This window comes from Paenibacillus sp. EB106-06-01-XG199 (assembly GCF_058791575.1).
In genome coordinates this window covers 642,584-667,159 of sequence record NZ_JBYTDQ010000003.1, presented here as the reverse complement: position 1 = coordinate 667,159, position 24,576 = coordinate 642,584, and the positions used below count along the sequence as shown (strand labels likewise).

20 protein-coding genes are annotated in these 24,576 nt (G+C 42.2%); 14 read left to right on the top strand and 6 right to left on the bottom strand.

Going from position 1 to position 24,576, the window contains the following annotated elements:
- Positions 1-71: 71 nt before the first annotated feature.
- Positions 72-656, top strand: a complete 585-nt coding sequence (locus tag AC3WT9_RS13780; protein WP_492407651.1) for a PadR family transcriptional regulator — start codon at positions 72-74, stop codon at positions 654-656.
- A 166-nt stretch (positions 657-822) separates the two neighbouring features.
- A complete protein-coding gene (locus AC3WT9_RS13775; RefSeq protein ID WP_492407650.1) occupies positions 823-1,107 on the top strand; it encodes an aldo/keto reductase in 285 nt (94 codons plus the stop codon).
- Positions 1,108-1,323: 216 nt separating this feature from the next.
- Here AC3WT9_RS13775 and AC3WT9_RS13770 read toward each other — a convergent pair whose 3' ends face one another.
- Both AC3WT9_RS13770 and AC3WT9_RS13765 read right to left on the bottom strand, forming a co-directional pair.
- Complete coding sequence (locus tag AC3WT9_RS13770) at positions 1,324-2,403, bottom strand: substrate-binding domain-containing protein (RefSeq protein ID WP_341095280.1); 1,080 nt, start codon at positions 2,401-2,403, stop codon at positions 1,324-1,326.
- Positions 2,404-2,710: 307 nt separating this feature from the next.
- Complete coding sequence (locus tag AC3WT9_RS13765) at positions 2,711-3,652, bottom strand: MTP-1 family protein (RefSeq protein ID WP_341095279.1); 942 nt, start codon at positions 3,650-3,652, stop codon at positions 2,711-2,713.
- A gap of 155 nt (positions 3,653-3,807) precedes the next feature.
- Here AC3WT9_RS13765 and AC3WT9_RS13760 point away from each other — a divergent pair, with 155 nt between their 5' ends.
- From AC3WT9_RS13760 to AC3WT9_RS13725, 8 genes are all read left to right on the top strand, one after another.
- The gene (locus AC3WT9_RS13760; protein WP_342480369.1) at positions 3,808-4,656 is read left to right on the top strand and encodes a helix-turn-helix domain-containing protein; all 849 of its coding nucleotides are present in this window, start codon (positions 3,808-3,810) and stop codon (positions 4,654-4,656) included.
- A 277-nt stretch (positions 4,657-4,933) separates the two neighbouring features.
- Positions 4,934-5,848 carry an ABC transporter permease gene (locus tag AC3WT9_RS13755; RefSeq protein ID WP_341095276.1) on the top strand — a complete coding sequence of 305 codons (915 nt, stop codon included), beginning with the start codon at positions 4,934-4,936 and terminating at the stop codon, positions 5,846-5,848.
- 11 nt (positions 5,849-5,859) lie between these two features.
- Entirely contained in the window at positions 5,860-6,756 is an 897-nt protein-coding gene (locus AC3WT9_RS13750; protein ID WP_341095273.1) for a carbohydrate ABC transporter permease, read from the top strand.
- A gap of 102 nt (positions 6,757-6,858) precedes the next feature.
- Positions 6,859-8,481 (top strand): extracellular solute-binding protein, encoded by a 1,623-nt coding sequence (locus tag AC3WT9_RS13745; protein ID WP_342480367.1) that lies wholly within the window; start codon positions 6,859-6,861, stop codon positions 8,479-8,481.
- A 97-nt stretch (positions 8,482-8,578) separates the two neighbouring features.
- Positions 8,579-11,626, top strand: a complete 3,048-nt coding sequence (locus tag AC3WT9_RS13740) for an alpha-mannosidase (RefSeq protein WP_341379377.1) — start codon at positions 8,579-8,581, stop codon at positions 11,624-11,626.
- 111 nt (positions 11,627-11,737) lie between these two features.
- Positions 11,738-13,348, top strand: coding sequence for a hypothetical protein (locus AC3WT9_RS13735; RefSeq protein ID WP_341379376.1), 1,611 nt, complete (start codon positions 11,738-11,740; stop codon positions 13,346-13,348).
- 123 nt (positions 13,349-13,471) lie between these two features.
- Positions 13,472-14,494 (top strand): SGNH/GDSL hydrolase family protein, encoded by a 1,023-nt coding sequence (locus AC3WT9_RS13730; RefSeq protein ID WP_341095266.1) that lies wholly within the window; start codon positions 13,472-13,474, stop codon positions 14,492-14,494.
- Positions 14,495-14,555: 61 nt separating this feature from the next.
- Complete coding sequence (locus AC3WT9_RS13725; protein ID WP_445744987.1) at positions 14,556-14,771, top strand: glycerophosphodiester phosphodiesterase family protein; 216 nt, start codon at positions 14,556-14,558, stop codon at positions 14,769-14,771.
- 240 nt (positions 14,772-15,011) lie between these two features.
- On the opposite strand, the gene AC3WT9_RS13720 is transcribed toward AC3WT9_RS13725, so the two are convergent.
- A complete protein-coding gene (locus AC3WT9_RS13720; RefSeq protein ID WP_341095264.1) occupies positions 15,012-15,449 on the bottom strand; it encodes a hypothetical protein in 438 nt (145 codons plus the stop codon).
- A gap of 111 nt (positions 15,450-15,560) precedes the next feature.
- Between AC3WT9_RS13720 and AC3WT9_RS13715 the strand changes: the two genes are divergently transcribed.
- Complete coding sequence (locus AC3WT9_RS13715; RefSeq protein WP_492407649.1) at positions 15,561-16,535, top strand: CgeB family protein; 975 nt, start codon at positions 15,561-15,563, stop codon at positions 16,533-16,535.
- A 229-nt stretch (positions 16,536-16,764) separates the two neighbouring features.
- Here AC3WT9_RS13715 and AC3WT9_RS13710 read toward each other — a convergent pair whose 3' ends face one another.
- On the bottom strand, positions 16,765-17,010 hold the full coding sequence (locus tag AC3WT9_RS13710; RefSeq protein ID WP_492407708.1) for an ArsR/SmtB family transcription factor: 246 nt from the start codon (positions 17,008-17,010) through the stop codon (positions 16,765-16,767).
- A gap of 196 nt (positions 17,011-17,206) precedes the next feature.
- Here AC3WT9_RS13710 and AC3WT9_RS13705 point away from each other — a divergent pair, with 196 nt between their 5' ends.
- The 3 genes from AC3WT9_RS13705 (at position 17,207) to AC3WT9_RS13695 (ending at position 22,210) form a co-directional block, all read left to right on the top strand.
- On the top strand, positions 17,207-18,547 hold the full coding sequence (locus tag AC3WT9_RS13705) for a nucleotide sugar dehydrogenase (protein WP_341095262.1): 1,341 nt from the start codon (positions 17,207-17,209) through the stop codon (positions 18,545-18,547).
- A gap of 104 nt (positions 18,548-18,651) precedes the next feature.
- Positions 18,652-19,395 carry a glycosyltransferase domain-containing protein gene (locus AC3WT9_RS13700; protein ID WP_051051336.1) on the top strand — a complete coding sequence of 248 codons (744 nt, stop codon included), beginning with the start codon at positions 18,652-18,654 and terminating at the stop codon, positions 19,393-19,395.
- A 262-nt stretch (positions 19,396-19,657) separates the two neighbouring features.
- Entirely contained in the window at positions 19,658-22,210 is a 2,553-nt protein-coding gene (locus tag AC3WT9_RS13695; RefSeq protein WP_492407647.1) for a glycosyltransferase, read from the top strand.
- 23 nt (positions 22,211-22,233) lie between these two features.
- Here AC3WT9_RS13695 and AC3WT9_RS13690 read toward each other — a convergent pair whose 3' ends face one another.
- On the bottom strand, positions 22,234-23,247 hold the full coding sequence (locus AC3WT9_RS13690) for a GDP-mannose 4,6-dehydratase (RefSeq protein ID WP_492407646.1): 1,014 nt from the start codon (positions 23,245-23,247) through the stop codon (positions 22,234-22,236).
- Position 23,248: 1 nt separating this feature from the next.
- Positions 23,249-24,571 (bottom strand): UDP-glucose dehydrogenase family protein, encoded by a 1,323-nt coding sequence (locus AC3WT9_RS13685; protein ID WP_492407645.1) that lies wholly within the window; start codon positions 24,569-24,571, stop codon positions 23,249-23,251.
- Positions 24,572-24,576: the final 5 nt, after the last annotated feature.

Genomic DNA, 24,576 nt, shown 5'->3' with positions numbered 1-24,576 from the left:
ATTAACTTGCCAGTTCCGTTCAGGGTTAATCGTTTGATTCTGGCAGCATTTCCATAGGAGGTAATACAACAATGGCTTCACTATCCGCAAAAGAGAATACGATGCTTGCGATACTGGGCATTCTTTCAATAGGTCCACACACCGGCTACGATATTAAACAACATATGGAACAAAGTACCCAGTATTTTTGGAAAGAAAATTACGGCCAGATTTATCCGGGCCTGGCCGAGCTTTTGAAAAATAAGGATGTGTCAGTCCGTGTACAGCGCCAGAATGGGAAGCCTGATAAAAAAATATACAGCATTACGGAACAGGGAAAGCAGCTCTTGAAAAATTGGCTCTCCCAGCCAATGGAGCACATGGTGATGCTAAAGAAGAACGAATTACTGCTAAAGGTATTTTTCGGTAGTAATACTTCAACTGACATTATTATCGGGCATATTTTGGATCATAAAAAAAAGCTGGAGGAAGCATTACAGATCTTTTTGGGGCTTGAGGAATGGCTTCTGAAGCAAGAGCCGGATGACCCGAATATTAAGTACTGGATAATTACCAATAATTATGGTAAAAGACAATTCAGTAGCCTTATACGTTGGTGTGATGAGAGTATTAATGAGTTGAAGACTCAAAGTGACCGGAGCATGGATAAGGGGTAGTCGTTCTTGGCCAGTTACAGGTACTTCCAACAAAAAAGAGAACTTGCAACACTCCAGGTTTTGATTACAAAACGACCGGTTTTCACTCTGATAAGGGTGTAGCCGGCCTTTTTGTTATCTCTGGTGCAAAAGCCGCAATGATCTGAGAAAGTTGAGAGTCTAACTATTGGGAAAAATATTATGCAAAATAGAGGCGGATCGCACAGAAAGTATTAACACGATTCACGCGGCACTGGATGCAGGAGTTACGCTTCTAGATACAGGTGGCTTTTATAGTTCGGGAGACAATGAACTTTTGGTTGCTGAAGCTTTGAAAGGAAGAAAGCACGAAGATGCCATCCTCAGTGTGAAATTTGGCATGATGATCTCACCGGATGGCTCCTATTCGGGAATTGACTGCCGTCCTCAGGCTGTGAAAAACTCACTCTCGTGTGCATCAAAAAGATTATAAATTTTTGTGTAGCTGTTGACTGGGGCACCCCCTACTTGATTCTCTAATAATAAGTAGGGGATGGGCAGCATCAGACTTGACAGTTGCTGTTGCTCAGGGGGTTAGCGTAGAAGGGGGGGAGGCGTACAGTTTTCAGAAATATCGGCTTTATCGGCCATCATCTGGCCTCGGCATGCGTTCAACTGATCGATGGCGGTCTGCTATATTTGTATTGCATTAACCCTGAAATCGCTTAGTTGTCTCACGTATGACCAAGCTTGTAGGCAACATGACTTTCTTATTGCCGTAAGATGAGCCTTCGGTAATTTCGAACAGCAGCTTGGCACTCTCATAGCCAAGGACGTCGAAATATTGCTTCACTGTGCTCAAGGCGACCTTAGCGAACTTGGAGCTTTCGAAATCGTCAAAGCCGATTAGGGATACTTGTTCAGGGATACGGATATCAATTGCGGTCAGCCGTTCTATGACCTCAAGGGCCCGCTTATCGTTCGCGCAGAAAAGTGCAGTCAGCTCCCCGCTTTGTATCAGGTGTGCAAGCACAGAGTGGTCCATTTCCTTATCCAGGAACAAGAGAGACTCGGAGATTGGAATGGACGCATTCAACATGGCATTGCGGTAACCGTTATATCTGTCAATCTCCGGACTCAGATGATAGTCGTAAGCCGCAAATCCGATTCGTCGATGACCTTGCTGTATCAAGTATTCTACTGCTTCATAAGCACCGTCGTGGTTATTACATGTGACGACGTTGACAGGATAGCCGGAAGGCGAACGGTCAAGCATAACGAATGGGATCGCTTTTTTTCGAATTTCCCCGAGATAGCCCTTTGCAGCTTCGGGATCAGAGGAATAGATGAGTAATCCTCTTAGTTCCGTTTGAATCAGCCCCAGAACGAGCTCGCACTCCTGTTCGAAGTCATTTTCCACGAATTCAATGATCAGCTTGCAGCCATGTTTGCCCAGAAAGGACTGGATGCCCCTCATGATCTGCATATACGAACTATCGTACAGTTCGACGCCAGAAATGACGAAAGCCACCAGATTCGAGGTCTTTTCCGGGACGGCCGCTTGACTGGCGACGAAGCTCCCCTTACCTCTGATACGGTAGATCACGCCCTCGTTCACCAGCTCTGACAGAGCTTTGCGCACAGTGATAGTGCTGACATCCAGCAGCTTGGAAAATTCCGACTCGCTAGGAATCCGGTCTTCCTCTGTAAATTCCTGATTCTCAATCTGGGATAAGACATAGTCTTTCACCATCTGGTACTTTGTCAGAGTCAAATCCTTCTTGCTCAAGTAAGTTCACCTCATATCGACATTTCCTCAATTATAGCGTATATCGTTTTAAAAAGTATACGTACTTAGAGTGTGTTTTAGATGGATTATTATCAAATAAGCAGGAGATTCTCGAAAATTAAGTAATAATGGGGCTTAATAACATAAAATATTTGAAATTTGTGCAGGTCTGTATTACTATGGGGTCAAATAAAGTATGCTCTTTCATTAACTTAACATAATAGCTTTACTGCAGTCCGCTACGCCGTCAACGGACAACAAAAAGAGCTGCTGGCAAATCCAGCAGCCCGACGCTTGAGTATTTCATTTAGATAGTAACAAGAGTGCCTTCCTTCCCGAACGGGTAGTCGATGACAATACGACCAACTTCGCAATCGCCGATGCCACTGTACAGATTGACCTTGCCATCGGGACGCATTTCGATGCCGGCGGTGAATGTGCAGTCCGTTAGATGCGGTTTCTTGGCGGGACCCTCGGGATAACAAGGACGCGTGCCGATGATTTTCAACTCTGAGAACTGATTCGTCTGCGGGTCCAATACGAAGGCCATGTTCATATAGGTCGATGTATCTCCTTGAGCATAACAGATATGGCCAATGACGCCGATCTTCCCGCTCTCAAGCAAGTAGGCCTGGTTGCAGCCCCCCCACTCATCCTCATGGAACAGGCCTCTGATATTGGGGGCGTTCTCAATAACCTCCGGAGACAGGTCGTCGAGGCTGTTGATGATTGTGAATCCAACTAAAGATTCACTTCCGAATTCCTTGCGTACTTCTTCTCCGCGTGGTCGTGAGAAGACACCGATCCTGCCATCCTGAAGCTCTACAAGCCGAATGTCTTTCATATAATCCGGACCGGTCGTGAAGTAGAAGAGATCATGAATATCATGGCCTTTGTAGAAGTAACCGTAGAAAGTATCAAGCTGTCCCTGCTTGTAACGGACATGAGTACCGCCTAATATGAGCTGTTTGTGGATTATGCTAATGTAAGGGTCTTCAAGCTGATAAATCATTGTGTCCGGAACGGCAGTCCACTCATCCGGACCACTCTGCTCGAACAGGCGGACCCAAGACCTTGCCCACTCATGGCGTTTTTCCAGGCGACCATAAATGTAGCGCTTGCCGTTCCATTCAAACGGGATCGTAGGGTTGTAGACATCGAAGTCTTCGACTCCGTGGAAAACAAGCTTGGCGCTTTCATAAATGCGTTTGTTTGCTTCAAATTGCTGACGCAGTTGCAATAAGTTCATTTGTGGCAATCTCCTTTCAGGCTTCAATAACAATTCTATCCTAATGGATAGCTATGTCCCAATTCTTGCTCCAATTTTAAATGCATTATGGTGGTTTGACATTGTAAGACTTGTCTTTATCAATGTACATATACGAACAAGGAGGAAGATGGCCAATGTTGAAGCTTCTCGCGGCGGACGGCATTGATTCTGAGATTCAGGCCCATTACCGGCTGATCGCTTCGGTGCGCGATACGATCGGCATGCATAGTCATGACTTTTTTGAATTGTTTCTTATTCTGAAGGGAAGCGTTGTACATGTCATTAACAGCAACCGGCAGTTGTTGCAGGAAAATACTCTCGTGTTTATACGGGACCGGGATGTGCATTGCTATGAGCAGACGACAGATAGCGATTGCCAGTTCATCAATTTGTCGTTCAACCGGGAGGTCCTGGATGACCTGATTGCTTTCTTGGGAGAGGGATTCCCGAGTGGAAGGCTTCTTGAGCCGGCCATGCCGCCGTCGACTTTGTTGTCCAAAACGGAGAAGGAATATGTGCGGTATCGGCTGGAGCAGCTCAGTCTGATCCCGCAGGAGAAGAAGCTGGCTATCAAAGCAGAGGTAAGAGCCATCTTGACCGATCTGTTCTCCCGCTACATCAAGGCTGAAGCGGAGCCGTTCGAACCGGCAGGACAGCCGGAATGGTTAAAGGCTCTATGCAGAGAGGTGAAACAGAAAGAACAATTTACGCGGGGAGCAGCCGCGCTTGTCCAACTGTCGGGCAAATCGCATGCTTACGTGTGCAGAATGTTCAGAGAGTATCTCGGGATGTCTCCGACCCAGTATATCAATGAATTAAGAATTTCCTACGCCGAGAATTTGCTGCTGAACACGGGTATGGAAATCGTGGATATCAGTTTGGAAATCGGACTTGAGAATGTTAGCTACTTCTATGACTTGTTTAAGCGGAGACACAACCTGACGCCCCATCGATACCGCCAATTCGGAAATATTCATAAATAGTATACGAAATAAATCTAATTTGTATTTGGATTTTATATATTGACGCAGTAAATAGTATGTGCTATTTTTTACCTAGCATAATAACTTTCGGCATCATGATGGTCTACTCTGTATAAAACGGAAAGCAGAAGCAACCCGGCTTCGGCGAACGTTAGGGTCCAATCTGGAGGTGAATTGAATGCGCTTGCATGCCGGCTGAGTCGCGGAGTTCACGCATCTGTGAGCCCTAGTACCAGCCTATCAGACTACAACATGTTGACAGTCAGGAGGTGTTTCTGTGAAGACAAGTAATAACAGGTTCATAGCCAGAATGATCAGGCACCGCTATCTCTACCTTATGGTGCTTCCCGGCTTCCTGACACTGCTGGTTTTTCACTATTTTCCGATGTACGGAATTTTAATCGCTTTCAAGGATTTTAACGCTTCCAAGGGGATATGGGGAAGCGAGTGGGTGGGATTCAAGTATTTTATTTCTTTTTTTAATGATCCCATGGCGTTTAGGGTTTTGAAGAACACATTGCTTCTCGGTTTGTATACTTTATTCTGGTCATTTCCGGCGCCGATTATATTGGCACTGCTGTTCAATGAACTGCGGAACAAAAGATTTAAGAAGATCGTTCAGACGGTATCTTATTTCCCGCACTTCATTTCGGTCGTCATTGTTGCGGGGATGCTTAAGGAATTTACGGCGAGGGACGGCTTGTTTAACAATATTGTCGCCTTTTTCGGCGGAGAACCGGTTATGTTTCTTCTGGAGTCGGATTTTTTCCGGTCCATCTTCATCTCTTCCGGTATATGGCAAGGCGTCGGGTTCGGCACGATCATCTACCTTGCCGCATTAAGCGGAATAGATCCAACGCTTTATGATGTGGCTGAAGTAGACGGCGCAGGGCGATGGAAGAAGGTTTTGCACATTACATGGCCTTCGCTCAAGCCGACCACAATCATATTGCTGATTTTCGCTGTAGGGGGAGTTCTTGGAAGTGATTTTCAGAAGATCATTCTGCTCTATTCACCTGAGACTTACGAAGTAGCGGATGTCATCGGGTCCTATGTCTATCGTCAAGGTATACTGGGTGCGCAATACGAGTACACGACAGCAATCGGAATGTTCATGTCGCTTATTTCCTTTATTATTCTTTACTTGACCAATTGGATTAGCCGGAAAGTATCAGAGACAAGTTTGTTCTAGGTGGTGAGAGGTTGAAAAGGGTTAGCTTAGGTTCCAGAGCTTTCGATGCAATAAACGTTATGATCATGCTGTTAATCCTGGTTGTTGTGCTGTATCCGATTCTGCACATTGTCGCGACATCGCTAAGCGGTGCAAGTTACATCTCTTCCGGGAGCGTAACGGTTTGGCCTAAGGGATTTAATCTGGAAGCGTACACGACGGTATTTCATGATCCATACATTTTTAAAGGGTATCTGAACTCGATTATTTATGCGACAGGCTCAACGGGCATCATGCTGCTTTTTACGGCAATGATGGCGTATCCGCTCACGATCCCTGGATTTGCGGGTAAGAAATTTTTAACCTTCTTCCTTATGATAACGATGTTTTTCGGTGGCGGTTTAATTCCGACCTATCTGCTTATGCGCAGTTTGAACCTGTTAGACACGGTATGGGTCATGATTCTCCCGGGCGCAATCAGCGCTTATAACGTATTTTTATTTCGTACCTTCTTTCTTAATATTCCGTCTGAGCTGAAGGACTCCGCTTATATCGACGGGGCGAATGATTTAGTGGTCCTATTCAAAATCATACTGCCGTTGTCGAAAGCGCTTTTTGCAACCTTTGCTCTGTTCGGTCTGGTCGGAAGCTGGAACAGCTGGTTCGAAGCTTTGATTTACTTGCGGGATCAGGATAAGTACCCTTTGCAGATGGTGTTAAGAAACTATCTGTTCACTTTGGATACGACTGCGATTCAAGGCCGGGTAGGAGGCGGTGCTGTTGCTGTCAATGCCCCGGGAGAAACACTTGATCCAAAGGCGGTACGAATGAGTGTCATTATTATTACCATGTTTCCGATTATGTGCATTTATCCCTTCTTTCAGAAGCATTTCACCAAGGGATTATTCGTAGGCTCCGTCAAAGGCTGAGCTGCGGATGTGCCGGTGTAAAGAGGTGGGTGCCCGGACGGCTCATTGTTAATGATGAGAGTTGAAAAAGCAGGTTTATCGTACAAATTAGGGGGAAATGAAATGAACAAGCTGGCGAAAATACTTGTCCTCGGGTTGGCCGCGCTGATGATTTTTTCAGGATGTTCGAATGACTCTAAGAATTCTGCCGTCAATGGAGAGAATCAGGAAGTGATGCGCTTTTCGGTGACTCTGCCTACGTATGGCGTGGATAATCCGAATAGTCTCGTAGGCAAGGAATGGCACAAACGCATGGAAGCATACATGGGTAAAAAGGTGGAAATTGAATATAACTATATTCCGTCTTCCGAGTATGACGAGAAGGTCAAACTCATGATTGCAAGCGACGATCTGACGGACTTCTTCGTGACGCCGTTATTTTATGATACGAGCGAAATGGCCGGTCAGGGCCAGCTTCTCGAATTAGCCCAATATAAAGATTTAATGCCGAATTATATGAACTACATTAGCAAGGTGAAAAATGGAATGAAGCGGGTGACGAATGCTGACGGCGAGATGTATACCTTTATGGAAACTTCCACTCCAAGGTTCCCTGAGGATCGCGGTATGCTCATTCAGAATACGTCCTCTTACCGCTATGACGTGTTCAAAGCGAATAATATCGAAATTCCGGAAACACTTGATGAATTTTATGAGGCTGCCAAAAGCCTTAAAAAACTCTATCCCGACAAATATCCTGTCGCAACCAAATGGAACAGCCTGAGATCGCTGTTCTCTGCGAACCATATCAAGGACGAAATCTTCTGGAACGGCGAGAAATATGTATATGGGGTTCTGGAAGAAGGGTTTAAAGATGCGCTCCAATTTGCAAATAAGCTGTATGCCGATAAGCTGTTAGATCCGGAGTATACGATTGATACAGATGATACGCTGAAAAGAAAAGCGCTGAATGGCGACAACCTCATGTGGCTGACGCAGTGGTTTACCACTCCGGCCGAGTACACAAGAACGGCCAATGATGGCAAGATTTTTGCAGTTTCCCTGTATCCTGACAATCCGAAATACGGGAAAGCCTGGCAGGAAGTGGTGAATGGCAATACTCCTGATTTGGGCTGGGCAGCTTACGGCCTAAGTTCAAAAGTGAAAAACCCCGAAGAATTGATCAAATTCATCGATTATCAATATTCGGATGAAATGATCAGACTCATCACCTGGGGGATTGAGGGTACGACCTATACGATTGGGGAGAATGGTATTCCGACCTTTGTGGACTCGTTGAAAAATGCCAAGGATCCGTGGCTGGAAGGCGATAAATACGGCATGCGGGCAAGCCGGAATCATAACCCTGGCCTGCAGATGGTTAGTGACGCAAGAGCTTTTGTAGATTTTGCCGCGATAGACTATACCGTATTTAACGGGAAATATGAAGAGGTGCCGATTGAGAAGTCACAATTCCTGACGAGCTTACCCATGCCTGAGAACGAATATGTTCCTTCCTGGCTGAGCGAACCTTCGATTCAACTCACAGGCGATGAAAACCAGCGGATCTCGGAGATTATGAACCCGGTTAAAACGTTTGTTACGGAAGAACAGGCCAAATTCGTGGCAGGCAAGAGCAGCTTCGATGATTGGCAGGTATTCATTGATAAGGTCCAAAAAATGGGCGCCATTGATGAAGCGCTGAAAATTTATAACGATGCTGCGCAAAGAGTAACAGCAAACTAATAGAGATTGTCCCTCTGTTGCTGATTGCTTCGGGGCGGCAATATATCGCAAAGCGATAGGATGTAAGATAACGAAACCATAGGATGTGAGAAGAGTTTTGAACGAGAAAAAAGAGATTTTATTCCATGTGGAAAAGCTTCTGAATAAAAGAAATCAATTTATGATTACAAAGGTTTCTCCAATGGAGTTTTCAGGTTTTACGACAAAGGAACAGCTGTTCATTCATGAAATGGATGAGCAACCGTTCCAGAGCATAACCAGGGGACAACAGTGGGGGGAGAATTGGGGGTACGGCTGGTTCCGGTCCACAATCATTGCCCCTAAGGAGGCCGAAGGCAAACGGCTGGTGGCTATGCTTGATTTTGGAGCCGAAGCGACCGTGTATGTTGACGGCATCGTGAGTGGTGCAAAGGATCTTAACCATCATTACGTAACCTTAACCCGTTCGGCGAAAAGCGGCCAGCAATTCGAAATTGTCGCAGAGGCGTACGCCGGCCATTCCGATTCTCAGCCATTGTTCGGAGAGTCGCAACTCTGTATTTTTGAAGAAGAAGTGTACCAGTTTTTTATCGATTTGGAATGCCTGTACGATCTTCGCAATCATCTCGATGTCAAATCTCTCCGCGTTGCGGAGATTGATCGTTGTCTGACTCAGGTATTTGCGACGGTCGACCTGACCCTGCGTCAGGAATTGTTGGGAGAGAACGTAAAAGAGTGCAGGGAGATTATGAAACCGCTTTTATCTTGTGTGAACGGTTCAACGGCGCCTACCCTGTACCTTATGGGACAGTCCCACCTGGATGTGGCCTGGCTGTGGCCGATTGAGGAGACGAAGCGTAAAATTGCACGGACCATGTCCAATCAGCTTGCGCTCATGGACGAATATCCGGAATATACTTACACGCAGAGCCAGCCTTATTTATTCCAGTTGGTCAAGACGCTGTATCCTGAGCTGTATACGCGCATCAAACAAGCGGTGAAGGAAGGCAGAATCATTCCCGAAGGCTCCATGTGGATAGAGCCCGATACGAACCTCCCCAGCGGCGAAAGCCTGATCCGCCAGGCGATGTACGGCAAGCGCTTCTTCAAGGTAGAATTCGGTGTAGACAACGAAATGCTGTGGCTGCCTGACGTGTTCGGCTATTCCGGGAACCTGCCGCAAATTATGAAGGGTTGCGGGATTAAATATTTCGGTTCCGTTAAATTGTTCGGTACTTATGATAATGTAGCAGATCCGTTCCCGCATAATACGTTTCTGTGGGAAGGGATCGACGGTTCGCAAATCTTGTCGCATCTGCTCAACTATGGAGACTACTACCCGATTCGGATCCGCCCGTCGTTCTTAATCCATCAGTGGAAAGATCGCGTCCAGCTTGAAGGGATTTCTACGCGGCTCACGCAGTTCGGACATGGCGACGGAGGCGGAGGCTCCAACCGGGACGATCTTGAGTTTATGCGCAGGCTCGGCAATTTGGAGGGCGTCCCCAAGACGAAGCACGGCTCGCCAATCGAATTTTTCCGGGATCAGACCGAAAAGGGCATTCCTGATGTCAAGTACGTAGGAGAGCTCTATTATCCCGCTCACCGCGGGACTTATACAACACAAGCGGTCATCAAAAAGCTGAACCGGAAGGCGGAAATTGGCTTCCGTGAGGCGGAGTTATGGGGGGCTGCAGCGGAGCATTTAAATAACCGGACCTATCCTTACGGGGAGCTGGACCGTCTGTGGAAGGTTCTGCTGCTGCACCAATTCCACGATATTCTGCCGGGCTCATCTATCCACCGCGTCCATGAAGAGGCGCAGCTTAAACTGATGGAATTGAATAAGGACGTGTACGACGTGGCTTCAGAAGCAAGAGGTGCAATCACAGACGGCGAGTCCTCCAGTGTTACCGTATTTAACTCGCTGTCCTGGATAAGACGGGAACTGGTAGCATTACCTAATGGCGTTCACGGGATTGCGGATAGGAATGGAGCCGTTCTACCGGTGCAATTGCACGAAGGTGTTAGCTATGCTCAGCTGGAGGCTCCTTCCATGGGCTGGTCGACGTACAAGACTGAAACGGAAGTGCCGGTCGTTCCTGTTCTGTCGACAGTCTCTGCAAGTGAATCGCATATGGAGAATGAATGGATTGCGCTTGGAATTAACGAAAAGGGTGAGATTACACGGATTTTCGATAAGGAGACCGGCACGGAATGGGCAGCAGACTGCTGCAATGTTATGCGGATGTACCGGGATCAAAATTCGGATTTTGATGCCTGGGAGATTGACCGGCGCTACCGCTTGGCACCCATTGAGCTGAACGCAAACGCCAAGGTATCCGTTACTGCGAATGGACCGCTCTTCGCAAATCTTCGGGTTGAGCGGGAATTGAATCACTCGACCATGATTCAGGATATCCGCTTGCGTGCGGGCAGCCGCCGGGTGGAATTCCATACAACGATTCAATGGCGCGAGAAGAATAAGCTGCTGAAAGTCGATTTTCCGGTTCGCATTCATACGAACGAGTCTCTGCAGGAAATTCAGTTCGGTCACGTCAAGAGGCCGAATCATGCTTCGCGTCCGCATGATGCGGATCGTTACGAAGTGGTTCAGCATAAGTGGTCTGCCCTTACAGAGGCAAACCGCGGCTTCGCACTGCTGAACGACTGCAAATACGGCATTTCCGTCAACGATAACACGATGAGCTTAACACTGCTTCGGGCTCCGACTTGGCCGGATGAAACGTCCGATCAAGGGTTGCATCATTTTACTTATGGATTTACATTCTGGAACGGTGCATTTCTCGACAGTCCTGTTGTGCGCGAAGCTTATGAGCTGAACTATCCTGTCAGCCTTGTGCCTGGAGGAGGGTGTGGGGCACAATCCTTACTCTGCATCGATCAAGCCAATGTGATTGCGGAGACGGTCAAGCTTGCCGAAGACGGATCGGGCGATTGGGTTGTGCGTCTGTATGAGAGTAAAGGGGCCACGGTAGTCTGCAAGCTTCACGCCGGGCTGTCCGTTGCGGCGGTTAGTGAGGCGAATATGCTGGAGGAGAAGATTGCAGAAGTGCCGCACGAAGGCGGAGATGTAAGGCTCCAATTCCGTCCGTTCGAGGTGAAGACCATTCGATTGGCGCTTCGCAAGGAGCGATATGAATAAGCAGGGGGTGGCTTGTGGGAGAGAGTACATCATCAGTGGTTTGAACAGATGGTGTTTTGCAGCGCAACGATTTCATTCTATCAAATCTACTAAGGCCGGGAGGTCAACGAAATGAAAATGAAACAGTGGAAAAGTGCGGGAATATGGACTTGCCTTGTGCTGATGATTATGACGGCGCCGGGCGGCGCGTTTGCAGCGCAGGCGGCGGAAAGTGGCGACGGGCAGAATCTGAGCATTGTAAAGAAAGGGGTCCAGGAGCCGTTCAAGATCAAGGTCGTGGATGCCGAGACGGGCCGGGGCATTCCGCTTGTTGAGCTGAAGACGACGAACAACGTTCTGTATTACACGGATAGTGCTGGTGTAGTGGCGTTCAGTGAACCCGGATTGATGGATCAGCCGGTCTTCTTCCATCTGTCGAGCCACGGTTATGATATCCCCGCCGATATGTTTGGCAATCGTGGGCAGGCTGTACAGATTATGCCCGGGGGTATGATTACAATCGAGATGAACCGGGTCAACATCGCTGAACGGCTGTACCGGATTACGGGCCAAGGTATTTATCGCGACAGTATGCTCCTTGGTTTGGGGGCGCCGATTCAGGAGCCGCTGATAAACGGTCTGGTCATGGGACAGGATTCTGTGCAGACGATCACGTACAAAGATAAGCTGTATTGGTTCTGGGGTGATACCGACAGACCAGCGTATCCGCTGGGGAACTTCCGTGTGACGGGAGCAACTTCTCAGATGCCGCAAAACGGCGGATTGGATCCGGACGCCGGTGTGAATCTGGACTATTTCACTAAAGAGGACGGTTTCGTCAAAAGCTTGGTGCCGCAGCTGCCTGACGGCGCCGGCATAGCTTGGGTGTTCGGTTTGATGACTGCCAAGGACAGTGCCGGACATGAACGCCTGCTCGCCGGATATAGTACCCATAATCCCGGACTCAGCGCCTTCGGCATTCTTGCCTTTAATGACAATATCAAGGAATTCGAGCAAGTCGTCCAGTTCCCTTCCAAAGACGATTGGCGCCATCCGGGCGGCCAGGCGACCTATTATGAGGAGAACGGGGTGGGCTATTGGCTCTTTACCGAACACCGGATGCCAAATTTGCGCGTATCCGCAAGCTATGACGCCATCATCGACTATACTCAATATGAATCGTTTACAGCTTTAACACCGGGAACGACGTACAACGGAGCTCAAACGTCGTTGGAACGCGACGCAAACGGCCAGCTTGTATGGGGTTGGAAAAAGAATACTCCGCCGCTTAAGCAGGATCAAGAGAAGGAGCTGATCCGTTTAGGGGTGATCCAAGCGGCCGACCTGCATTATTATCAATTGAAAGATGCCGATACCGGCGAAGAGGTTCAAATCTCCTCAAGCGCCGTCGAATGGAACAATTACCGGCAGCGTTACGTGATGATCGGGCAGCAGCTGCAGGGAAAGACATCGGTGCTCGGAGAAATCTGGTACGCGGAAGCTCCGGCGCCTCAAGGTCCGTGGACTAATGCCAAAAAGATCGTAACGCACAATAATTATACTTTTTACAACGTTGCCCAGCACAAAAATTTCAATAAGGATGGCGGCCGGGTAATCTACTTCGAGGGGACTTATACGAATACGTTCACGAATCATGTAGCGACACCGCGGTATAACTACAATCAAGTCATGTATAAACTCGATCTGGCGAATCCGAAGCTAGGGCTTACTTCTATGAACTAACTGAATGAACCCCTTCCGGAAGCACGGTAGGCATTCCGGAAGGGTCCTTTATGCAGGGGGTGATAGCAGCCTGTGCCGATGGGGAATGGATAGTCAATGCGGTAATTGACGGGAGGAGTTACTTTGGATTTTGATTTTACCAGGTACACCAGGCTGATGGGGAGATTTGATCTGACTGACAAAGGGAATCCGAAATGCGGATGGGTTAATAGTGCTGTTCATCTTGCCTTCCGGGGTACGGCCATCTCTATGACAGCAGGGGATTCCGGCGGCCAGGATTACGTTGAAATCGTATTGGACGGGATCGCCCGTAATTGGATTAATCTGAAGAAGGGGGTTCATGTATACATAATCGAACAGGGGCTCCCGGATGGAGAACACACTTTGGAAATCCACAAGCGGACGGGAATTTTGACCGGGAATATCGCATTTCATCATTTTTCTCTTCCTGGCGGCGGAAGCTTCCTTGCCCCGCCTGCGGCCAAACCTATCCGGCTTGAATACTTTGGGGATTCCATCACAGATGGAGCAGGGATCGGCCATCCGCATGTGCTCGCTGAAGCCCCGCATCTTGACGACGGCTATATGTCCTATGTCGGGATCAGCGCTAGAATGTTGAACGCGGAATATCATACGATGGCCATTTGCGGCATTGGCGTTTGGCAGGATGCCGTAGGGAACAGGCATGGATTGCCGGAGCATTTTTTGGGGACCCTCGGCAAAGACACGGCGCCATGGGACTTTTCCCGGTATATTCCTGATGGAATTGTCATTAATTTGGGTCAAAACGATTATTCTACACCAATTGATGATGAGGAGTATATTGCCGCTTATATAAAATTCATTCAGGTTATCCTGGATCAATACAACGATCCCTATGTCTTTTGCTGTGTTGGAACCATGAACAACAACTATCTCGCCAGTGTGAATAAGGTCGTGGCCCATTTTAATCAAAATGGAAACGGAAAGATATTATTGGTTGATTTAGGGCTGATTCATCCAGAGGTGGAAGGATGGGGCGGCCGTTATCATCCCGGCTATCAGACGCATTACCGGATGGGATGGGAGCTGGCCTCTTTTATATCCGCCAAGACCGGATGGGAATTGCTTAAGCGTCCGTTGACCGCTACGGAATGCGTGTTCTGAAATTCTTCACTTACCGGGTAGGACTTATCGCCTCCAATGAAATAGAGTAGTGTAAGCCGCCTTGGATTACGGAGCGGAAGTGATTGAATTCGATGTTAAGCTCACCAAGGCTAACATCCTTGCTGTATTCCATGATTCAACTTGCTGGAGGAACTGCGTCTTAAAGATAAGAAACTACAACATCAGGCGGGTCGCTAATGAAAATATGTTTAAATGTTCAACTGTTTTAGCATATGCCGTCATTCAGATGAATAGTATATGGAACCGAATTTCTTAAAAAAGCATATGGAAATCTAATGGAAGGTAATGGTTGGAGATCATTTATTTTCATCTTTTAAAAAACTCCTAAAGTAGAAGGTGTTGACCTTGTTTGTTCCCTAAAACAAACAAGACTTCTACAAAGGAGTTTTTACTTTGATTAATAAAAGTATGGGCCGAGAAATGATGATTTGTCTACTGAGTCATTACTGGAAAATTTATATAGCCGAACAGAGTCAGCCGAGGAAGCTTAGTAAGTTTACACAGGCGCGTAAACTTTTCCAGTAATATTGACTGGACCAGTTAAGGTAATATCCCCCTGGAGGTCTTCAGGGTTTGAGGCAAACACCTGAAATACATGAAATCCTACTGATACATTCGTAAGAATTGTCTGGAACGTTGTAGTCATTTCAAGTGGTTCATCTTCATCGTTTGAAATGGACTCTTGCTCAGCGCTACCAACAACGATTCCATCCGTAAGGACTTGAAGGAAGAGTTTGGGTTGATCTGGTGGTGTAGCAAAAACGTTCGTTACCTGCCAACCTACTGTAGTAGTGAGTTCTACAAAGTTGGTTGCAGTTGGAACATTAATACCAAATTCTAATATCAACTTAGCTGTGGAATTAATTGGAACAATAACTCCATTGTCCAGGTTTGTCTGGACGCTTCTACCGAATTCAACTAAGGTTTGTGCCATATTTTCACCTCCACTTATTTTATAAAACCATCATATGACTTATTTTATTTTATGTTTGTGTCAATATCCTATTAACTAAAAAAACCTCGAATTTACAAGGGAGGAAGAAAAATGAAAATTATTATTATTACTTCAGGTTTTAGAGCAGTTTATTACTTTTTTGAACAAAGTATAGTAGAAGCATTTCAGAATGCAGGTCACTATTGTGAATCTTTTACATTAAATAATGGTTTAAATGCTTTAAAACTTAAGAAAGAATCTTTGCAGCCAGATCTTATTTTAGCAATAGCCGGTTTGAAAATCTCCAAACCAATACTAGAATTTTTAAAACAAACAAAAGTAAAGTCGGTCATTTGGATGACGGAAGATCCTTATTATATGGATTGGACCCTTCCGCTTATCCCTTATTTTGACTATATTTTTACCATCGATCAAGCTGCATTGGAACAATATAAAGGACTTGGGCATCCAAATGTTTATCATCTTCCGTTAGGAACAGATCCGGAAGTGTTTCATTCCACACTAGTCTCTGAAGAGTTTACAAGTGATATTTGTTTAGTAGGAGTTCCCTATAGTAATCGAATTGAGCTTATAGAATTCTTGTTAAAGAGAACAGACTATCAAATTCAAATCGTTGGGAGAGGATGGGGCAAGCATAATAATGAATGGAACAAAAATTTAAATCTAGATTTAGGTTTAGTGAATGCCTGGGTAAAGCCCGAAACCGTTGTGAATTATTATAATGGTTCAAAAATTGTTTTAAATATCCACCGTCCTTCTGATGAGAAATACAATAGAAATCGTATGGGTATTATTGCCAAAAGTATCAACAACCGTACCTTTGATGCTGCCAGTTGCGAAGCATTTCAACTTATTGATTCTAAAGAGGAGCTGGTAAATCATTTTGAGGAAGGGAAGGAAATTGTTTCTTTCGAAGATAAGAATGATTTACTTGAGAAGATTCATTATTATATTGCACACGACGAAGAACGCAAACAAATTGCTATAAAAGCAAGAAAACGCGTGTTGACTTCACACACCTTTCAACATCGAATCGATCATTTGTTAATGAAGGTTCAATCTTAAATTGCCGTAACTACGGCGAATGTTATGGACATCCAGCCGCTGCTGTCTCCGGATTTCCTGATTTATACCGCTTCTAGCGGATAAAATCCGGAGACAGCATATGCTTCCGATGCGAGCTTTCCTTCGGAAAGCTTTCGGGCGGACGCTTTCGCTCTTCCAGTTCCAAAAATCCCCACCTCCCCCCGTGAATTTGACTTCCATCAGTCCTTCTTCATCTTCGTTTTGTGTATTATTTTCCAACTGTCATCAACTCCTGACTATGTGTAGAAGCAAGCTGAATCAGCTGCCGCACATGTTCATCTACCAGGGAGTAAAACGCCAGCTTTCCTTCTTTGCGGTATTTAACCAGGTTTAATTTTTTTAGCGTCCTAAGATGATGCGATGCCGTTGCAAGCGGGGATCCGATGATATTGGCCACATTAAAAACAACATGCGAATTAGATGAGACTAATTCACACGCTAAATTTAGTCTTATATCCTATTACGTTTTGATTATCAATACATAGTATGAAAGTAGACAGCACTAGGGGGGGCGATATTGATTGACAAGGGTATCCATAATCATGACTAGTTACAATAAGCCTGTTATATCACGAAGTCCATTCAATCCATTTTAACTGAAAATAATGTAATTATAAGTAAAAAATGTAGAAAGAAGGAAGGTAATAGAATTGGAGAAGAACTCACCATATTCTAATTTAAAAGAAAAATTAATTTCTCTAAAGGCTAAAGTTGGCGTAATTGGACTTGGCTATGTAGGGATGCCTTTAGCAATTGAATTATCAAAAAAAGGTTACCAAGTTTATGGAATTGATATTAATGTAGAAAAAATCAGTAGATTAAAGAACATGGATTTCTATATTTCAGGAGTAAATAAAGAAGATTTACACGAAGTGATAAACAGTAAAAAATTTATTCCTACAAATGATTTTTCAGTAATTTCATCTTTAGATTCTATTAACATTTGTGTTCCTACTCCTTTAACAAAGGATAACATCCCGGATATGTCGTATATAAAATCAGTAGTTGAAGAAATAAAACAATATATGCATAAAGAATTACTCATTATTTTAGAAAGTACTACTTATCCGGGTACAACAGAGGAATTGATCGAATATGAATTGACAAAAAAAGGATATAAAGCTGGTGAGGATTATTTTCTTTGTTTTTCCCCAGAAAGAGTAGATCCTGGTAATGGCAAATATAATACAAAAAACATACCAAAAGTAATTGGAGGAAAAACACAATTATGTACTGAAATAGCAACCTTGTTATATAAGGATGCCATTCAATCACTTGTGACTGTTTCTTCCCCTAAGATAGCCGAAATGAGTAAGCTTTTAGAAAATACATTTCGCAGTGTGAATATTGCATTTATTAATGAAATGGCGATGTTATGCGAAAAATTAGAAATAAATATATGGGAAGTAATTAAAGCAGCGAGTACAAAACCCTTTGGTTTTATGCCATTTTCTCCTGGCCCTGGTATTGGAGGACACTGCATTCCTCTTGACCCTATGTACTTATCGTGGAAAGCAAGAGAATTAAACTTTTATAGCCGTTTCATTGAATTAGCACATGAAATAAATCATTATATGCCGGAGTATGTGTTAAATAAGGTTGAAATAGCACTTAATAATGTTAATAAATCTGTCAGAAACTCTAAAATATTATTACTAGGCATGGCGTATAAGCCGAATATTGATGATTTACGGGAATCTCCTAGTCTTTCTATCTATCATACATTAAAAGAAATGGGCGCTTTAGTTGAATACAATGATCCTTATGCAGCCCAGTTTACAGATAATGAAGGAAATATTGTACATTCAATTGAATTGGATCATCAAAATCTTCGTAATTTTGACTGTATTATCTTATTAACAAACCATAATGTTTATAACTACCAAGAGATTTCGGAAAATTCTAACTTAATTATAGATACAAGAAATGCCTTTAAAAATATAGATACACCTAACATTGTAAGGATCGGAGATTCTCCCCCAGGTTGCTGAGCTTCATTCAGCATAACAGGTACCTGGCTCAGAACTTTTGCGTTAGCAGACGCTGTGTAAGTGGTACACTTTTAGATTAGCAAACACACTGGAGGTATTTACTAATGGAGCAAAACAAAATAATATATCAATCTGATGTAGGTACTTCAGTCGGTCAAATTAATAAAAATAAAGTTGTCGTTTATACTGCTATCACAGCTAATTATGACAATCTTTATGAACCCCGGTATAAATCCGATAAATTTGATTATGTATGCTTTACTGACAATCCGGATATAAAGTCAAATTTTTGGAAAATAATACCACTACCACATCATAATCTTGATTCGACAAGAAAGGCAAGATATGTAAAAATACTACCTCACTTGTTTTTTCAAGACTATAACTACAGTGTATGGGTAGATGCAAATATTACTATCGTTGGAGATCTATACGAGTTGCTGCAAAGTTATTTGAAGGAATCTTCTCTTGTCTTTTTTAGGCACTCTGATGGAAGAAACTGTATATATCAAGAAGCAGAAGCTTGCATACGGAGAAATAAAGATGACAAAAATGTAATTCTTGCCCAAGCTGAAAGATATGAAAAAGAGAGATATCCAGAAAATAATGGCCTTATTTCTACTGGAGTAATTTTAAGGAGACACAAGGATCCAAAAATTATAGAAACAATGGACGCTTGGTGGAATGAAGTTGAAAACTTCAGTAAAAGAGATCAGATGAGCTTTAATTATATCGCTTGGAAGTATAATACCCCTTTTTCTATTCTCGATGATTATATTAGGGATAATAAATACTTCAAATGGAGAATTCACGATCATCAGACAAATCAAAAAAAATCTTTGATCTAATGTCAATACGAAGTATTAAAGTCACGAAGAATGAATATTTCGGTGGAATAGAGCCATTGAGTTAATAAGTGAGAGCGACGTGATGTTTATAAAGAGAGCCACCCGGGGAGGGGCTCTCTAAGCGAAAGTGACTGTTACTTGCTGAATCCTTTCCGTTGGTATTTTCCTTTTGATGGGACAGTTAACACCTCCGATATGGTATTCCGTGAACATTGACAGCTCGATGCAATGCTAATGTTCAAAGAAAAAGGGTGATATTAAAATGAGGTTCGGTGGTAGCGATAAATTAACAATTCAATCCATATTTAAGGAAGTAAAGAATAACTTCACATATGAATTCTGGGTTAAGCCTGAAGCAGCTCATAAAATTAGAAAAGAGTCAGTTATAGGTGTTTCAGGTATTTCAGATCAAAGGTATGTTATTGCGGCTGGTTATGGGGGCGATAATGAGTATGCTGGAACAGGAGTGTCAGTAGGGACGAATGGTGTTTCAGTTTTTGAACATACAGCAAATCATCTGCCAGCTACTTTAGTATATGAAACAAGTATTACTGACTGGACTCACATTGCAATTGTTTATCGTGATAAAACCCCATATCTTTTTATTAATGGTGAGATTAGAAAAATGGGTTTGAAAAGCCTGAAAACAAATGTTTTTGCCTCAGGGATAATCGGGGGTCTGAGTAATTACGGTTTTTTTATTGGTGAAATTACTAATGTTAGAATTTGGGATTATGCTAGAACAAGGAGACAAATTTACGAGAATATGAATAATGGAATGACTGAAAAAAAACCGGGCTTAATAAGTTTAATTTTAGAAGAAGACAGACTGAATAAGCAAAAACTAATAAGTAATGATGAACGTAATGAAACTAATACTGAAGAAATTGATGTAATCATTTGTGTGCATAATGCTTTAGAGGAAGTAAAGGTATGTCTCGAGTCATTAATTGCTAAGAGAACATTAACCTTTAATATTATTATAGTTGATGATGGCAGTAACAAGGAAACAAGTAGATTTTTAAGGGCTTATGCTGAAGTCTATAATTGTAAGCTTATTAGAAATGATTATGCACAAGGATATACAATTGCCGCTAATATAGGGTTGCTGGCATCATCTTCTAAATATTGTGTGTTACTTAATAGTGATACAATCGTTACACTTCGCTGGTTAGAAAAGCTAATTGCATGTATGGAATCTGAGAAAGCTGTAGGTTTAGCAGGTCCTCTTTCCAATGCAGCTTCTTGGCAATCCGTACCAAAATTGTTTGAACAAAAGGATTGGGCAAAAAATTCACTCCCAGAAAAAATGAACTTGGAACAAATGTCAAATTTAGTGGAAAACCGGTCAGATAAATGTTATCCAGAAGTTCCACTTTTAAATGGATTTTGTTTAATGGTTAAAAGAGAGGTTATAGATAAAATTGGTTATTTTGATCAGGAGACTTTTTCGGAAGGATATGGCGAAGAAAATGATTATTGTATCCGAGCAAAAAATGCTGGCTTCAAACTAAAAGTAGCCGATGATTGTTACGTGTATCATTATAAATCTAGTAGTTACACGAGTGACCAAAAAAAATTGTTAAAAAAACAAGCAGATAAGCTAATTTGCAGAAAGTATTCCAGTAAAAAAATAAGAGATTGTATGACAGTTTTAAAAGAAAATAAGGAACTAAACACTTTGAGGAAAAAAGTTGAAAATGCGATAGAAAACGGTGAAAAGTTAAAAAGAAGTAATATCTCAATTTTATTTATTTTGCCAACAAAAGGAGGAGATGGGGGATCACACTCAGTTGTACAGGAAACAATGGGACTTCGTACATTGAATGTAAATGCAAAAATAGCCAACAATCTTACCTATAAGATTCCATTTTCTGAAAAATACTTAAATTTTGATGAATTTTGTGTTTATTATAAAAATCAAGATGAATTAATTCGCCTTTCTCAACACTTCGACATCGTAGTAGCTACCGTATTTACAACGGTGAAAATGTTAAAAAACATCATCGAATGTCACCCCTATATAAAACCCTCCTACTATATACAAGATTATGAACCATTGATGTTTGATAAAGATCATCATTGGTATAAAGAAGCGATAGAATCTTATACATTAATTCTAAATAATAATGCTTTTGCCAAAACGAATTGGATCCGTAATATAATAAAAGAAAATCATGGAATTGAGGTTTATAAAATTGCTCCGAGTTTAGACAACATGCTTTTTAAACCTGCAGTGACAATAAATAATAGTAAAAAAGATGTTGTTCATATTGTGGCAATGGTCAGGCCAAAAACTCCTCGAAGATCGCCTAAAGAAACAATGAAAGTGTTGAAAGCGATAAAAGAAAAATATAATTCAAAAATAGAAATTTCTATATTTGGTTGCTTTGATAATGAATTGAACTCTTTAAATGTTCCTTTGAATTTTGATTTTAAAAATCAGGGGATACTCCATAGGGAACAAGTTGCAGAGCTTTTACAAGACTCCAATATTTTTATTGATTTATCAACTTATCAAGCTTTTGGACGTTCAGGATTAGAGGCAATGGCAATTGGTTGCTCTACTATCCTTCCAAAGATAGGAGGAATATATGAATATGCGGTACATGGATACAACAGTTTTTTAGTTGATACTGCTAATAATGAAGAGGTTATTCATTTTATAAGTTATTTAGTAGAAAATAAAAGTATAAGAAATAAATTTTTCTTAAATGGAATAGAAACTGCTAAAAATTATTCGATAGAAAAAGCAAGTCTTTCGCAGTATCAATTTTTCGACAATATGTTAAATAATAAAGAAAAAGGGAATTGACAGAATACACATAAGTCAATTCCCTAATTCATGTCCATTTGATTGTAATATTGATTATACCAGGTTATAAATTTGTTGATACCGTCGTCAATTGATGTATTTGGTTTAAAGCCTACATCTTCAAATAAATTTTTTATGTCAGCATAGGTTTGGTACACATCCCCAGCTTGCATTGGATAATATTTTTTAATCGCTTTTTTACCAGTTGAATGTTCAATCGCTTGAATTAAATCTATTAATCTTTCAGGTTTATTATTCCCAATATTATAAACCTTGTAGGGTAAGGTTTTATTAAATATTGCAGGAGAGTTTTCTATAAGTCTAGTGACACCTTCAATAATATCATCAATATAAGTAAAATCCCGGTACATATCTCCATTATTAAATACTTTTATCATTTTATCTTCAATAATAGCCTTTGTAAAAGAGTAATATGCCATATCAGGTCTTCCATACGGACCATAAACTGTGAAGAAACGCATTCCGGTTGCAGGTATTTTATAAAGGTGACTATAAGTATGTGCCATTAGTTCATTAGACTTTTTTGTAGCTGCATATAAACTAACTGGTTGATCAACCATGTCTTCTGTTGAAAATGGTATCTTTTGATTAGAACCATACACAGAACTTGAGGAAGCATAAAGCAGGTGGCTTACTTTGTGGTATCTACACATCTCGAGAATATTGAAGAAACCCACAATATTGGATTGTATATAAACATGTGGTTTCTCAATGCTATATCTTACACCTGCTTGTGCCGCCAGGTTGATTACTATATCAATGTTGTTTTTTGAAAACAAGTTTTCAAGATAGTCCCTGTCAATTAAATCTGCTTTATGGAAAGTGAAATGATCAAATTTCTTCAATATGTTTAAACGGCTAAGTTTAAGGTTCACGTCATAATAATCGTTCATGTTGTCATATCCTATTACTTTGCAACCCATGCTCAATAACTTTTTGGAAAGGTGCATACCAATAAAGCCGGCTGCACCTGTAACAAGATATGTTTTTGTGCTATCTACAGGTTTTAAATTCATTTTACACACCTACACCATAGTATTTAAATCCTTTTCCAGTTAATTCTTGTTTATCGTAAATATTTCTAAAATCAAAGAAATACTTTCCACTATTTAGTTCATCATATTTATCAAAATCCAGGTTTCTGAATTCATTCCATTCAGTGAGAATCAAAGTAGCATCCGTATTTGTAATAGCCTCGTAAGTTTCTTCACACCAAATCAGGTTATCTTTTATATCATGAAGACGCCATGTACCTTCTTCACGTCCTTTTGGATCATATACCTTTAGCTTTATACCATACTTCACTAATTCTGGTAAGATGACTAATGAAGGTGCTTCCCTCATATCATCTGTATTAGGTTTAAAAGTAATCCCTAGAACCGCTATAGTTTTCCCCTCAACTTCACCCAGAGCATCCACGATCTTATCTACCATTTTAAGCTTTTGTCTTTCATTAGCTTTTATAGTAGCTTCTATTAAAGAGAGAGGTTCACCGCTATCTTGGGCAATTTTAACGAGAGATCTGGTATCCTTTGGAAAACAGCTTCCTCCATAACCAGGACCTGCATGTAAAAATTTGGGGGAGATGCGTCCGTCCTTTCCCATTGCTTTAGCTACTTTTTGAACGTCAGCCCCCACCTTTTCACAAAGATTAGCTACTTCATTAATAAAGGTAATTTTCATGGCAAGAAAGGCATTTGATGCGTACTTAATGATTTCTGCCGTTTCAATGTTCGTTATGACAAAAGGAGTTTCATTGATATATAGGACTCGATATACTTCTTTCATTAGATTGATAGCTTTTTCATTTTCAGCACCGATAACTACTCTATCGGGATGAGTAAAGTCTCTAACTGCAGATCCCTCTCTTAAAAATTCAGGGTTTGAAACTACGTCGAAAGTATAGTTTACCCCTCTTTTGTTTAGAGCATCTTGCACCAGTGACTTGACTTTTTGTCCTGTTCCTACGGGTACAGTCGACTTATTGACAATCACCTTATATCCATTCATGTAAGTAGCTATACTCTCGGCAACAGTAAGAACATATTGAAGATCAGCACTTCCGTCATCTGCTGGCGGTGTTCCAACCGCAATGATGATAATGTCATTTTTTTCTACAGCATCCTGGATATTAGTTGTAAAATATAGTCGTTTATAATAATAATTTTTTTCGACCATTGTTTCTAATTCTGGCTCATATATGGGAATAATACCTTGTTTTAAACGAGCAATTTTGTTTTGATCAATATCAACACATGTAACTTTATGGCCAAAGTCTGACAGGATTGCTCCCGACACTAAACCAACATAACCTGTACCTACTATGGCAATTCTGGACATTAATT